Raw genomic sequence first — 15542 nt, 5'->3', positions numbered from 1 at the left:
ATGATTTAAATAATTGATACTTTAATTCCTAACGATTTAAGTGTTTTTATGGTATGCTCGGAGATACCGCTGTCTGTAATGATATGATCGACCTCTTCTATACCGCAAATCCTTCCGAATCCACGTTTTCCGAATTTGGTAGAGTCTGCCAGAACGATGATCTTTTGTGAGGCGTCTATCATTTGACGGTTTAGGTGGGCTTCAAATGCATTGGTTGTGGTTAAGCCAAACTCCAGGTCTATTCCATCTACACCGAGAAATAGCTTGCTGCAGAATACATTGCTCAATACATTGTCAGAATAAGGGCCGGTTACGGAGGAAGAAGTTTTTCTGAGCAGCCCTCCAAGCTGGATCACCTCTATATTATTGTTGTGAACAAGTTCAAGCGCTACATTTAAAGCAGAAGTAATGACGGTAAGATTTCCTTTTGGTTTGATGCACCTGGCGAGTGCCAGAACACTGGTTCCGGAAGCAATAATAATAGAGTCATTGTCTTCGACCAGATCTGCTGCAATTGCGCCAATCCTCATTTTTTCACTGGACTGTAAGTGCTCTTTCTCGTTTACAGGTTTATCAACCGTATACGGATTGTTCAATGTGGCACCTCCATGGGTTCTGAATAAAAGATTTTTGTCTTCTAATAGTTTCAGATCCTTACGGATTGTTACAGACGAAACATCCAATTCTTTACATAGCCCTTGAACGTCGAGAGATCCGTTTACCTGGATTTTATTTAAAATATACTGGTGTCTTTCAGCTATGCTAATCATTTAAGGATTATTTTGGCTATCTAATATACTAATATTTTTCTGCTGTAAAGTTAAATTTGTAACAAGTTTGGGAAGAAAAAAAATAATATGCAATTATAGTTTATTTATAAAATAATTATGTTTAGTTTCGTTTTGTTGTTTTTTGTATTTGAAAACGAAAGATAACAAAAGCCATTTATTAACCTGAAACGAACGGAATGATATTCAGCAGATCTGCATTTATAAGTCAGCTTGAGAAGAAGAACAGTTGGGACATGATCATTATTGGTGGTGGAGCTACTGGATTGGGTACTGCTCTGGATGCTGCATCGAGAGGTTACAGTACGTTACTTTTGGAACAATCTGATTTTGCAAAGGGAACTTCAAGCAGGAGTACAAAGTTAGTTCATGGTGGTGTCCGGTACCTGGCCCAGGGTAATGTCGCGTTGGTGTATGAGGCGTTGCATGAGCGTGGATTGTTGTTGAAAAATGCGGCTCATCTGGTAAAAGACCAGGAATTTATCATCCCTTGTTATTCGTTGTTCTCAAAATATAAGTACCTGATCGGACTAAAGCTGTACGATCTGCTTGCCGGTAAAAGCGGGTTTAAGAAGTCTTCGTTCTTATCGGCCGCTAAGGTATTGAGCGCAATACCCGGGCTTAGTGCTAAAGGTTTGATTGGCGGGATAAGTTATAGTGACGGGCAGTTTGATGATGCGCGCCTCGCACTGAACCTGGCACAGACTGCTGCTGAACATGGTGGTGTATTGCTTAATTATATGAAGGTTACCGGGCTTACAAAGAAAGGCAGCCTGGTGGGTGGTGTTGAGGTATGCGACCTTGAGACGAACAGGACATATGCTTTAGAAGCTAAAACAATCATCAATGCAACCGGAGTATTTGTTGATGATATTTTAAAGATGGATGTGCCTGCCGGAAAGCCATTGATCAGGCCAAGTCAGGGTGCACACGTAGTTTTAGATTCCTCTTTTTTACAGGGGAGCAGCGCATTGATGATTCCGAAAACGTCGGATGGCAGGGTTTTGTTTGCTGTACCATGGCATGGTAAAATTTTGGTAGGCACCACAGACACTCCCCTGGATGAACATAGCCTGGAGCCAAAACCATTGGACCAGGAAATTGACTTTATATTAAATACTGCCGGAAAATATTTGACCAAAGCTCCTTTGAGGTCTGATGTGCTTGCTGCTTTTGCGGGACTTAGGCCGCTTGCTGCTCCTGATAAAAATACAAATAGTACCAAAGAGATTTCCAGAAGCCATAAGCTGATCATTAGTCAATCCGGACTGATCACTATAACTGGTGGCAAATGGACAACCTATAGAAAGATGGCTATGGATGTTGTAGACAAGGCCATTGAGCTGGGTAAGCTGGATGCCCGGAATTGTATTAGCCAGAATATAAAAATTCATGGTTATATGCCGGAGATGCAATACACAGATCTGGGTCTTTATGGTTCGGATGCGACTGAGATTGGTAAGCTACTGATTGAAGAACCTCATTTAAATGTGCTTCTTGATCCTGAATATAAGTATTTGAAAGCCGAGATCGTTTGGATGGTTAGAAACGAAATGGCGAGAAATATAGAGGATGTGCTTTCGAGAAGGATGCGCCTGCTATTTCTGGACGCGAAAGCCGCGCTGAAACTCGCTCCTGCGATTGCTAAAGTAATGGCTTCTGAATTGGTTAAGGATGAAGCCTGGGCTGATCTGCAGATATCAGAATTTGCAGAGCTGGTGAAGCAGTATCTTCTAGAGCCAATGGTTGTAAAGGATGATGCTGAACAAGGTGTGGGTCTGTTGACATAGACTTAACATATACTTAACGGGAACTTAAAAATACAAACTTGATATTTGCGGAACATTAAAAATTCGAAATGAAACGAAATATCTACGTGAAGAGAAAACAAACAAACCAAAATAACCAAGTATGATGAACAGGAATTTTAATCAGCGATACAAGGCTGGGCAGTATATGGCTGGCTTAGCTTTGTTTGTATTCGCTTTTCAGTCGCCACTGGCTTTATTTGCCCATCCTAAGGCGATCGCATCTCAGCAATCTGCCCAGGAAACTGTGACCGTAAAGGGAATTGTGCTTGATGATGAAGATGGCAAAGGATTGCCGGGTGTGACCATTACAGATGGACAGAAAAAAGTTATAGGCAACACAAGTGAAACCGGAGAATTTACGATCCGGATCGTTAAAGGCTCTTCTCTTACATTTAATATGATCGGTTTTACAGCGGTAACACGTGTGATTACCGAGAATCAGGATAAATTGAGTATTCGCCTGGTTTCTTCAAGCAGCGAACTGAATGAAGTTGTAGTTACAGCTTTAGGTATTAAAAGAGATGAGAAAGCATTGGGTTATTCGGTTTCGGTACTTAAAAATGAGGACTTAACCAATGCGATGTCTAATAACTGGACCAATGCGCTTACAGGAAAAGTTGCTGGTTTAAACATGATCAAATCTGGTGGCGGCCCTGCTGGTTCCAATAAGATCATTTTACGTGGTGAGAATTCACTATTGGGTGAGAGTGCTGCATTGATTGTTATTGATGGGGTAATTACCAGCGGAAGCAGCGGAAGATCAACCGGTACCGGAAGTTCTGCTTATTTATCCAGCGATGCACCTGCGGATTTTGGGAATAGTTTAGCTGATATTAATCCGGATGATATTGAAAGTGTTTCTGTACTAAAAGGGCCTGCCGCAACTGCTTTATATGGTTCTAGAGGGGGAAATGGTGCGGTTATTATCACGACCAAATCTGGTAAGCTAAATCAAAAGGGAATTGGGGTAACGATCAATTCGAATACTTCTATTGAAACCATTTCAAGATGGCCGGACTATCAAACAGAATATGGGCAGGGTGATGTTGGACAAGATCTTTACTATTCTTACCTGGCAACTGCAGATGGTGCCAGTACACGTAGCACAAGTTCTGCATGGGGGCCTAAGTTTGATGGGCAATCCTACTTCTTATATGATCCGCTTACCAGGACTACAAGTGCTACACGGATGCCCTGGGTTTCTTATCCGGATAACCATAAGGAATTCTTTAATACTGGGTCAACCTTTTTAAACAGCATCGCTTTGGATGGCGGGAATGAAAAAACCTCTGCCCGGTTGTCTGTTACCAATCTGGAGAATAAATGGATCGTACCGAATACCGGATACACACGTAACACGGTATCGCTATCGGTTAATAACAAGTTAACGGATAAACTGCAGATTGCAAGTAAGATCAACTACACGAATAAATATTCTGATAATTTGCCTTCAACAGGTTACAATAACAATACGATCATGTATTTTATCAGGGGGTTAACCCCAAACATGGATATGGATTGGTTTAAAGATTATTGGTTGCCTAATCAGGTTGGAATTGGTCAAAACAGACCTTTTAGCAGTCTTCTGGATAACCCATACCTGATTGCAAATGAGATGTTAAATAAATCGAACCGGAACAATGTCAACGGTAACGTGAGTGCGACTTATAACTTTTTAAAGAACTTAAGTTTAATGGTCAGGACGTCTGTCGATCTTTCTTATGAAGCGAGATCGCAGCAGCGGCCATTTAACTCAAACAAGTTTGCTACGGGTATGTACCGCACCCAAAATATATATAACCAGGAGATCAACAGTGATTTCATGCTGCGTTACGATAATAAAATTGGTGATAAGTTTGAATATGCTGTTACCGGTGGTGGCAGTAAGATGAATAATAAATACATTTTGGACGAGTTGAGAGCTGATCAACTTTTATATCCTGGAGTATATAGTCTTGCGAACAGTAAGAACCCACTGTTGGTTATTCCTGTTAGAACCCAGTATGCAGTAAATAGCTTTTATGGGTTGGGATCTGTTACCTATGATAATTTTATGTATTTGGATCTAACGGCAAGGAATGACTGGGCCAGTACTTTGGCAACTCCAACATCAACGGGTAATGTATCGTTCTTTTATTCATCTGCCAGCTTAAGTGCGGTATTGTCTGAAAAGTTTAAAATGCCATCTCAGATTTCTTACCTTAAATTAAGGGCCTCACTTTCTCAGGCCGGTAGTGGTTCTACCAAAGCATACCAGACGGCATATGCATATAATCCAACTCAATTTCCAGGCAGCCTTTCCAATCCAACTGTAATTGCGAATCCGAATCTAAGACCATTGCTGACTACCAGTTATGAGTTTGGTTTAGACTTACGCTTATTTGAAAGCAGGTTAGGTTTTGATATTGCAGTTTATAATAACGATACCAAAGACCAGATCATCCCTTCCCGTATAGATTACTCATCTGGTTATTCGGGTACTATACTTAATGTGGGTAAGGTTCGGAATAAAGGTATTGAAGTTCAGTTAAATGCCGTTCCATTTAAAAGCAGCACTGGTTTTAATATGAACGTTTTCGGAACGTTCTCTTACAACCAAAATAAAGTGCTGGCACTTGCAGATAGTGTAGGTTCTTTGATCATGTCTAGCGGACCAAGAGGAACGATTGAGGCAAGGGTAGGTGCATCTATGGGTGATATTTACGGACTTGGCTATGAAAGGGCACCTGACGGACAGATTATCTATCGCGATGGATATCCGGTTATGGCGACAAACACTAAATATCTGGGTAACTCTACTGCGGCTTATAAAGCCAGTATCGGGACTGGTTTTGGCTATGGTAAATTTAAATTCAATGTTTTATTTGATGCACAGTTTGGTGGTAAGGCTTATTCTTTAACCCATGCTGTATTGGCTGAGGAAGGTAAGCTTACCAAGACTCTGCCAGGCAGGTATAATGGAATTATTGGGGATGGTGTAGTTTTAAACAGCGATGGTTCTTACAGTAAGAATACGGTAGTTGCAACCAGTGCAGGAACTTATTATAAGTCTCACTTTGTTCGGGATAATGTGGAATCGAATCTCTTTAGCACAGATTTTATTAAGCTAAGGGAAGCAAGGTTAGATTATACTTTTACGCCTAAGTTCTTAAACAAACTCGGGTTGCAGAAAGGAACAATCGGATTGTATGGACGTGATTTGTTCATGTTTACACACTGGCCTGTTTTTGACCCTGAATTTGGAACTATTGGCTCTACAGGAGATATTACTGCCGGCTTTGAAACCGGTCAATTTCCGTCAACCAGAACATTTGGATTGAACATTACCATCGGTATTTAACATTAAGATTTTAAGATCATGAATATAAAATTTAAAGCATTTATTTTACTCTTCGTTCTGGGTGCTATGCTTGCCCCTTCCTGTAAAAAGGGATTTGAAGAGATCAATACGGATCCCAATACCATTGCAGCAGCTTTGCCTGAAGCACTCTTAACACCTGCATTATGGGATGTAGTTACCAGAAATAATAACAGGGCTTTGCGCATAAACAACGAACTGATGCAAGACCATGTTACAACTACTGATAATGATGAGATCCATCGCTTTGTGATCCGTCCGGCAGAATCAGATTACATGTGGAATAACTGGTATTTACAGCTTACCAATTTCAAAGATATGTATAGCAAGTCTTCTGAATTGAATAATAAAACCTATATGGCGATCGCTTTAATTTGCGACGTTTATGTGAGTTCACTACTTACCGACACTTTTGGTGATGTTCCCTATAGTGATGCCAATAAGGGTAAAGATGGGATCTATCAGCCAAAGTTCGATACTCAGCAAAGTATTTATCTGGACCTGTTCCGTAAATTGGAAGAAGCCAATACTTTACTGGCATCCGGCAATGCTTTAACCCTGGAACAAATTGCGTACGATCCTATTTATGGCAGGAACTTACCTACTGGAACAACTGCTGCAGTAGGTTCGCCGATTGTTATTAACTCATGGCGTAAATTAGGTAACTCTATGTACCTGCGTTTATTAATGCGTGCATCCGGCAGACCGGAAGCAAATGCTATTGCTAAAATGCAGGAGATTGTAAGTAATACAGCTACTTATCCGATTTTTACCAGCAATACTGAATCTGCTGTGATCCGCTACACGGCTACACCTCCATATACTTCTGCATTTTATGGCGGCCGGTTAATTGATTTTAATGGTGATAATGGTCTTACTGAATTCTTTATTAATACATTAAATAGCTGGAATGATCCGAGAAGGGCTAAGTGGGCGACTATTGACGGAGGCACCTATATTGGAATAGCTAGTGGTTATGTTCGCGGCAGTGTTCCGGAAAGAAGGTCTACCTATGTTGGTGACCTGATGAATGAGCCTTTGCTGGGTAATATTATTAATTATCCTGAGCTTCAGTTTATTTTGGCTGAGGCTGCATTGAAAGGCTATATAACCGGTGATGCAAAAGCCTATTATGAGAACGGGGTTATTAATGCGATCACTTTCTGGGGATTTACTCCGCCTGCTGATCAACTGAACAACCAGGACATTAAATGGAATGCTGCTGAAGATCTTAACATTAAAATGGAAAAGATCCACTTGCAGAAATATTATACGCTATTCTTTACTGATTTTCAGCAATGGTTTGAGTATAGAAGAACGGGGCACCCGAACTTACCAAAAGGAGACGGCCTGCAAAATGGAAAGCAAATGCCATCCAGGTTAGTATATCCGGTTTATGTACAGTCGCTAAATTCAAATTATAGTGCTGCGGTAAGTGTATTTGGCGCTGATGATCTGAATACAAAAGTGTGGTGGAATAAATAAGAACTATAGAAAATCAATTATGAAAAAGATATATTCAATTCTTGCCGTCCTTATCATCTTCGGTATGGTATTAAATGCATGCAAAAAGGATGTAAATCCTTCTTTAGGTACTCAAAACCCATTTGCTGCATTGTATGTAGTTAAGAACCTGTATAAAGGCTCGGATGTACAGCTCGATCCTTCTGCATTGGGCGGAGCCAATTTAACGGGTGGGGTGGTGATTTCGAACCTGATTGGAAAGAACTTCCCAAATGGCGGATTGATCATTCAAAATGCAAATCGCGGACAGATCCGTGGTATATTGATCGAACTTGGTGATGCAGCCATTCCTTTTGTTCCTGGCGATTCCCTGGTAGTTGATGTAACGGGCGGAACCTTAACTAAGGTTGGTAATTCGTTGCACCTGAAAGGGCTTTCCCTTGCCAGTATCAAAAAGATCAGCTCTAATAATGTACTAACGCCAAGAACTGTTGCCCTTGGTGCACTGGCTGCTGATTTTGGTCTTTATGAAAATACATTGCTTAAGTTAACAGCGGATACAAAACCGCTGCCTTTGACTGGTGAAACATATGCCGGTAATAAATTTCTTGATGATGGATCGAGTTCTATTGCACTTTATACTCAAGCTGATGCTCTTTTTGCAGGCAATTCATTGCCTGCCAGTGCGACCTATACCGTTATTCCTGTTTATGGTAATGAAACGGGTGGTTATGGTTCTGTACAACAGGTTAGGATTAGAACTGAAGCTGATGTAGAAAATGCCAGCGGACCGATCTATCCAAACTGGCCTGAAAGTTTTGAATCACCGGATGCTACGTTTAAGCCGTCGTACAATATGAATACTACTGCAGTTCCGGATAATAATGTGGAACTGAAAACCGGCAGCTGGAAATTGTTCCAGTCTATTCTTGCAAATACTGCTGGCAGGGACCGGATCAATGCTCCTGGTGCACAAGCAATCAGAATGCAGCAAAATCTTTCGGTGCCTGCTTTTGTACAGATGAACTTTGATCTGCAGAATGGTGCTTCGAAGGTTACTTTATGGCATGGCGCTTATTATACGGATGCGATCAGTACATTCAGATTGGAATATTCAACAGACGGTGGAACGACATGGCTTGCTGCTGGTGCGGATGTGAAATGTGCCAGCGGTGGTTCAAAACAAGAAACCTTCTTATTGAACATTAAAGGTAAAGTTAGGTTTAGGGTTAATAAATTAGGACTTGGAACTACCAGTGTTCCGAACATACTAAATGGAAGGATGTCTGTTGAAGATATTGCTATCTACTCCAATTAATTAAGTTATTGTAATGAACAGAAGGATTTTTATTCAAAGGTTAGGATTAATTACCGGAGGCGCATTCATTAGTCTGAAGACTAGCGCCTTCGGTTCTTTTGAACGATCAAAACAGATTAACGGGCGTGTATTGTCTGGCAATAAAGGTTTAGCAAATGTTGTTGTTTCTGACGGCTACTCTGTAGTGCTTACCGACGCCAAAGGAAATTATACGTTGAATACCGACGACCTGGCCCTAACTATTTTTATTAGCACGCCTGCCGGCTATGAATTTAAAACGGATTACCAAACGGTAGCCAAGCAATATGAAAAACTTGGCAGTCGTACTGAATACACATTTAACCTGGTGCCTTTAAAGAAAAGCGATACTAGGCACAATTTTATCATTTGGGCAGATCCGCAGGTAAAAAATAAAAAAGACGTTCAGCAGATGATGGATACTTCGGTTCCTGATGTGCAGCAATTGCTTAAAACGATGGATCCGGCGGTACCTGTTCACGGTATTTGTGTTGGGGATATTGTTTGGGACAATCATGCTTTGTTTGAAGATTATAATCTGGCGGTTGCCAGGATGGGCATTCCTTTTTTCCAGGCTCTTGGAAATCACGATATGGATTACAGAGCGGGTGGTGATGAGACATCTGACCGGACATTTAAAGAAATCTATGGCCCTACCTATTATTCGTTTAATCGTGGCAAGGCGCATTATGTGGTTTTAGATAATGTTAGGTATCTGGGTACTGAGCGCGATTACGACGGGTATATCAGCGAGCAGCAATTGGCATGGCTTAAAGAAGATCTGAAATACGTTAAAAAAGATCAGCTGGTTATTATTTGTCTCCATATTCCGGTATATAATGGGGTAAAGAACAATACGGCTTTGTACGCGCTGTTAACGGAACATAAAAATGTTCATATCATGTCCGGGCACACACATTATAATGCCAATTCTATAAATGACGGGATCTTTGAGCATAATCATGGTACTGTTTGCGGTGCATGGTGGACTGGCCCGGTCTGTAGCGATGGTACACCCAGAGGTTATGGCGTTTATGAGGTGAATGGCAATAAACTGAGCTGGTATTATAAGCCAACTGGACAGGACAGGAACAACCAGATGCGGATTTATGTGGACGAGCTGACAAATCAAAAGCGTTTAATTGCCAATGTTTGGAACTGGGACCCGGAATGGAAAGTAGAATATTTTTTAGACGATAAGCCTATGGGGAGCCTTGAACAGCAGGAAGGATATGATCCTTTGACGGTTACTTTATATAAAGGGGATCAACTGCCAAAAGGAAGGGTATTTGTTGAACCTCATCAGATGGATCATCTTTTTATGGCTCATTTTAGTCCTTCGGTTAAAAAGGTGAAAGTAGTAGTTACTGATCGTTTTGGACACAAGTATGCAGAAACAGTAGGATCTTAAATGTATAGTATGAAAGCGTTATTTTGTTTTAGTGCCCTGGTTTTATTGGGTTTTTACGGATGTAATACCGTAAAAAATTCAACTGGAAATACGTCTGCGGCCGGATTTCCGGAATTTAGTACGGAAGGCCATAGAGGAGGGAGGGGCCTGATGCCTGAAAATACAATTCTGGCTATGCGAAAGGCAATAGATCTTGGTGTTACTACACTGGAAATGGATACCCACATTACCAAAGATAATGAGGTAGTGGTTACGCATGATGATTACCTGAGCCCTGCTTTTATGCAAACTCCTGATGGTAGGGAGATCCCTCAAAGTGACGCTAAAAAATATGTGATCTATCAGATGGACTATGGAATGCTTAAGCAATTTGATCTGGGTTCTAAATACTACAGTAATTTTCCTGATCAGAAGAAAATCAAAACGTATATACCACGGTTGGCTGATCTGATAGATTCTGTACAATTATATGCTAAAGGTAAAAAGCAGTTTTTTTATAATATTGAAACCAAATGCAGCGATAAGAGTGATGGCGTACTGCATCCTGATCCGGAAAAGTTTGTGAAATTATTGATGGATGTTATTGAGCAGAAGAAGATCACCCCTTATGTTGTGATCCAGTCGTTCGATAAAAGAACGATACAGATCATTCATCAAAAATATCCGCAGGTGCGCACTTCTTATTTGATTGATAATAAGAAAAGCTTTGAAGAAAATATTAAAGACCTGGGATATGATCCATTTATTTATAGTCCGGCTTTCAAATTGGTAACTGCTGATCTGGTAAAAAAATGCCATGACAGGGGGATTAGGATCATTCCCTGGACAGTGAATACCAAAGAAGATATTGCGGGTTTAAAGCTATTGAGTGTAGATGGTATTATCTCTGACTACCCGAACCTGCTAGTGAATTAATGCTGATCTGACCCATCCGTTTATAAAGTTTTTAACCGTATCGATTAACCAAATATTATGAGTTTTAGTTTATTTAAGCCCGCTCCGCACCAACCGCTTTTACCTGCCGATCGTATTGATCCTGAATATAAGGCACGACGGTTAAAGGTGTTTTTGGGCATATTTTTGGGTTATGCCGGGTATTACCTGGTCCGCAAAAATTTCTCTTTGGCTATGCCTGATCTAATCGATCAGGGATTTAATAAAGCCCAGCTGGGCTTTGCGCTATCCGGGGTTTCTATAGCCTATGGCTTAAGTAAGTTTTTAATGGGTAATGTTTCTGACCGAAGTAATGCGAGGAACTTTTTAACCATTGGGCTGGTCCTGTCAGCCTTTACCATGATCTTTATGGGTATTTTTCCATTTGCAACATCTTCTATTGCCATCATGTTTATCTTATTATTTATAAACGGATGGTTTCAGGGAATGGGCTGGCCTCCATGTGGAAGGGTTGTTGTGCATTGGTATTCTGTAAAGGAACGCGGTACGATGATGTCGATTTGGAATGTTGCACATAATGTTGGCGGTGGTTTGGTTGGACCTATTGCGATTTTGGCAATTGAGATCTTTGCTGACTGGCACAGTAAGTTTTATTTTCCAGGGATCATTGCTTTATTTTTTGCGCTGATTGCCTACATATTGGTGAGAGATACGCCACAATCGTGCGGGTTACCTCCTATTGAAGCGTACAAAAATGACTACCCTAAAAATTACTCTGCAGATCAGGAGAAAGAATTGTCTGCCAGGGAAATTTTCTTTAAATATATTTTTAACAACAGGATCTTATGGTACATCGCCTTTGCAAATGCTTTTGTTTATTTAGTACGTTATGGTATTCTGGATTGGGCACCGACCTTTCTTGAAGAGGCAAAGGGATTTTCTTTAAAGGAATCGGGCTGGGCTTATTTTCTATATGAATATGCGGGCATACCCGGCACGTTATTGTGCGGATTGATCAGTGATAAGGTATTTAAAGGCAGAAGGGCCCCTGCAACGATTATTTACATGATCCTGGTTCTTATTGCCGTTTTGGTTTATTGGAAAAATCCTCCCGGAAACATTTGGATTGATAATGTTGCCTTAATTTCGATAGGCTTTTTAATTTACGGTCCTGTTATGCTTATTGGCGTTCAGGCATTGGATCTGGTTCCTAAAAAAGCTGCTGGTACTGCTGCCGGGCTAACCGGTTTATTTGGTTACATGGGTGGTGCTTTATTTGCAAATATTGCCATTGGTTATGTGGTTGATGCCTATGGTTGGGATGGTGGCTTTGAAGTGATTGTTGCCGCATGTGTTCTGGCCATATTCTTTACCGCTTTAACCTGGAACAGAGAAAAGAAAAACCTATTGGGATAACTATACAGAATGACATATTGTTGGAATTTACCGGATCCGGTTCAAAATTATTACCTCATGAAAACTAAGTTTAGCAACGCTGCTGCTTTATTAGGTCTGATCTTTGTTTTTGCGCTCCCTTTACATGCGCAGGAGATTAAATATGATACGACTTACCGGCCTGCCAGATACAAGGAACTGGTGACTAAGTTTAAAGCTGATAGGAGGTCTAAAAAGGATATCGTTTTTTTAGGAAACAGTATTACTGCAGGTACCGATTGGGGTAAGCTACTAAACCTGCCGGAGGCGAAGAACCGTGGAATATCCGGAGATATTACTTTTGGTGTTTTAGAGCGCCTGGATGATGTAATATATGGCAAGCCTTCTAAAATATTCATCCTGATCGGGATTAATGACATTTCCAGAAATATACCGGATAGTATTATTTTAAGAAATTATAAAACGATGATCAGCAGGATCCGAAAAGGCGCTAAAAGGACAGAGATCTTCTTTTATACCTTACTGCCCGTAAACAGTTCTTTTGGCAAGTTTAAAAACCACTATGGAAAGGATGAACATATTCTATGGTTGAATGAACAAATTAGAATGCTGGAGGCGGGGAAAGTGAAGGTTATTGACCTATATCCAAAGTTTCTGGATCCAAATAACCATTTGATGGAGAACCTAACGAAAGATGGTTTACATTTAAACGAAGAAGGATACCAAGTTTGGGCTGGGATTCTTAAAAATGGAGGTTATTTAAAATAACTGCACCGCTATGATTTGTAAATTTATTTGTAGTAATTGTATTGCTACAAATAATCATACTTCAATGAAACACTTTTTCTTTTTAATGCTTTGCTCATTTCAGGCTGCTTTTTTGTTTGCACAGCAAGATTTGCCTGGTGCCAGGATCCATAATCCTCCTGCTCCTTTATTTCGTGATCCTGTTTTTGATGGTGCCGCTGATCCTGTTGTGGTATGGAACAGGGAGGAGCAGAGTTGGTGGATGCTATATACCCAGCGAAGGGCAAATGTAGAAACCCCTGGTGTGGCCTATTGTTATGGTAATGATATTGGTATTGCATCTTCTAAAGATCATGGTCAGACCTGGGCATATCGCGGTGTATTGAACCTTGATTTTGAAAAAGGGAAAAATACCTTCTGGGCTCCTGACATCGTTTACGATAAAGGAACCTATCACATGTTTGTTGTTTATATTCAAGGTGTATACAGCAAATGGGCAGGTAATGCCAAGCTTATTCATTATACAAGCAAGAACCTTTGGGACTGGAAATTCATTGGATATCTCAACACTCCTAAAAGTAATATCATTGATGCTACACTGATGCAGATGCCAGATGATAAATGGCGGATCTGGTACAAAGGGGAGGGTAGTGTAACCATGACGGGAGAAAGTGCAGATCTTTTTAAATGGACATTTTCAGATAAACCCGCAATTGGAAAGCCTGAGCATGAAGGGCCAAAAGCTTTTCGTTTTGCCGGCCAGTATTGGATGCTTACTGATGAGTGGAAGGGGATGCGGGTACATCGCTCTGATGATGCAAATGTATGGAATAGACAAGGGCTGATTTTGGACAAGCCTTCTAAAAGGCGTGAGGATGGCCCCACTGGTGCCCACGGTGATGTGGTTGTTGTGGGTGATAAAGCCTATGTCTTTTATTTCACACATCCGGAGCGTAAATCTCATGGTGATGCTCCTGAAAATAACCAGGGCATCATTCCGTTCGGGTTGCGGAGATCGTCAATCCAGGTAGCTGAACTGATATTTAAAGACGGGACTTTGGTTTGCGATAGAGACAACCCGTTTGATTTCTGGCTGCCAGGTCTATAACAGATCAGGAATATGCCGCAGAAACTTTCCTGGTAAAGGTACAGGAAGATTTGTTGATGTATTTGTTCTCTATGTAGGCCTCTTTACCAAGTCTTCTCAGCGTTTTATAATGAGATACGAGTGCTGCTCCGAAAGTTGGGCTTTCAATATAAGGAAGCCCGAACTCTAATGCTGTTTCTTTGACAATGGATCCGATGGCGGGATAGTGGATGTGGCATACTTTAGGGAAAAGGTGGTGCTCAATTTGGCGGTTTAATCCACCGCAAAAGAATGCAGCCATTTTACTGTCGACCGCAAAGTTAGCTGTTGTGTTCATTTGGTGGGCTGCCCATGCTTCTTCTATATTGCCCTGTTCATCAGGAAATGGAAAACTTGTACCTTCCACTACGTGCGCAAGCTGAAATACCAGGCCTAATACCAATCCTTGTGTAAACTGCATCGCTAAAAATCCGATGAGAAATTGCCATATGGTTATATCCATCACCCATAATGGCAGGCCAATAAAGAGGAAGTAATAAATACCTTTATAAAAGAACAGCTTAAAGTATTCTATTTTTGGGTGTACAGATATATGTTCACCGATTTTCTTTTGGAAGAATTTTTTATAGTCTTTTCTGAAGACCCAGGAAAGCATGGCAAAGCTGTATAGGCCAAACGCATAGATATGCTGATAGCGCTGAATTTTATTTACGACCTCAGATTCTGAAAAACGGATCAGTCCCGGGGCAACATCAATATCTTCATCGTGACCTGCAATATTGGTGTAGGTATGATGTACAATATTATGGCAAATGTTCCAAACATATGGACTTGCTCCGATCAGATTAAAGACAAAGCTAAATACTGCATTTACATTTTGATTTTTTGAAAATGCCTTATGAATTGCATCATGGCAGACGTTAAACCCAACAAATGCCCCAAACATACCCAGGATACAAGAAAGCAATAGCATTACCGGCATACTTAAAGTACCGAGTAATATCAATAAATAAAGACCGGTTAAGGTAGTTAAGAAAAAGAATGCCTTAAACCACATGGCTGAATTGGCATATACTGATAATTTGTTCCCGCTAAAATATAAATCAACTCTCTTGCGCACGGTTGCATAAAATGCAGATTTATTTGCATTTGTAAACTTGACCTTTTTAGCCATATCTTGTTTAATTCCTTGATGGCTAATTTACCCCCAGTGATAAGTAGCGAATGTAATGAATTTATGACCATATAATT

11 protein-coding genes are annotated in these 15542 nt (G+C 40.7%); 9 read left to right on the top strand and 2 right to left on the bottom strand.

The window, feature by feature from the left end; genetic code table 11:
* Positions 1-5: 5 nt before the first annotated feature.
* The gene (locus ATK78_RS18380; RefSeq protein WP_133577583.1) at positions 6-770 is read right to left on the bottom strand and encodes a DeoR/GlpR family DNA-binding transcription regulator; all 765 of its coding nucleotides are present in this window, start codon (positions 768-770) and stop codon (positions 6-8) included.
* Positions 771-967: 197 nt separating this feature from the next.
* On the opposite strand from ATK78_RS18380, the gene ATK78_RS18375 reads away from it, so the two are divergent.
* The 9 genes from ATK78_RS18375 to ATK78_RS18335 all read left to right on the top strand — a co-directional run bounded on the left by ATK78_RS18375 (position 968) and on the right by ATK78_RS18335 (position 14312).
* A complete protein-coding gene (locus ATK78_RS18375) occupies positions 968-2578 on the top strand; it encodes a glycerol-3-phosphate dehydrogenase/oxidase (protein WP_133577582.1) in 1611 nt (536 codons plus the stop codon).
* Positions 2579-2699: 121 nt separating this feature from the next.
* Positions 2700-5939: a SusC/RagA family TonB-linked outer membrane protein gene (locus ATK78_RS18370; protein WP_243732569.1), complete on the top strand. Its 3240-nt coding sequence runs from the start codon at positions 2700-2702 to the stop codon at positions 5937-5939.
* A gap of 18 nt (positions 5940-5957) precedes the next feature.
* Complete coding sequence (locus ATK78_RS18365) at positions 5958-7442, top strand: SusD/RagB family nutrient-binding outer membrane lipoprotein (protein ID WP_133577581.1); 1485 nt, start codon at positions 5958-5960, stop codon at positions 7440-7442.
* A 19-nt stretch (positions 7443-7461) separates the two neighbouring features.
* The gene (locus ATK78_RS18360) at positions 7462-8739 is read left to right on the top strand and encodes a DUF5689 domain-containing protein (protein ID WP_133577580.1); all 1278 of its coding nucleotides are present in this window, start codon (positions 7462-7464) and stop codon (positions 8737-8739) included.
* Between the two features lie 13 nt (positions 8740-8752).
* Positions 8753-10168: a calcineurin-like phosphoesterase C-terminal domain-containing protein gene (locus ATK78_RS18355; protein ID WP_133577579.1), complete on the top strand. Its 1416-nt coding sequence runs from the start codon at positions 8753-8755 to the stop codon at positions 10166-10168.
* 9 nt (positions 10169-10177) lie between these two features.
* Positions 10178-11083, top strand: coding sequence for a glycerophosphodiester phosphodiesterase family protein (locus ATK78_RS18350; protein WP_133577578.1), 906 nt, complete (start codon positions 10178-10180; stop codon positions 11081-11083).
* Between the two features lie 57 nt (positions 11084-11140).
* Positions 11141-12478 (top strand): glycerol-3-phosphate transporter, encoded by a 1338-nt coding sequence (gene glpT, locus ATK78_RS18345; protein WP_133577577.1) that lies wholly within the window; start codon positions 11141-11143, stop codon positions 12476-12478.
* A gap of 57 nt (positions 12479-12535) precedes the next feature.
* Positions 12536-13225, top strand: a complete 690-nt coding sequence (locus ATK78_RS18340; protein WP_133577576.1) for a GDSL-type esterase/lipase family protein — start codon at positions 12536-12538, stop codon at positions 13223-13225.
* Positions 13226-13289: 64 nt separating this feature from the next.
* The gene (locus ATK78_RS18335; protein ID WP_208112398.1) at positions 13290-14312 is read left to right on the top strand and encodes a glycoside hydrolase family protein; all 1023 of its coding nucleotides are present in this window, start codon (positions 13290-13292) and stop codon (positions 14310-14312) included.
* 4 nt (positions 14313-14316) lie between these two features.
* On the opposite strand, the gene ATK78_RS18330 is transcribed toward ATK78_RS18335, so the two are convergent.
* Positions 14317-15465: a fatty acid desaturase family protein gene (locus ATK78_RS18330; RefSeq protein ID WP_133577575.1), complete on the bottom strand. Its 1149-nt coding sequence runs from the start codon at positions 15463-15465 to the stop codon at positions 14317-14319.
* Positions 15466-15542 lie beyond the last annotated feature (77 nt).

Origin of the sequence: Pedobacter metabolipauper, assembly GCF_004362715.1 — a bacterium.
In the GTDB taxonomy this organism is placed as follows: domain Bacteria; phylum Bacteroidota; class Bacteroidia; order Sphingobacteriales; family Sphingobacteriaceae; genus Pedobacter; species Pedobacter metabolipauper.
This window is presented reverse-complemented; position numbering and strand designations above follow the sequence as displayed.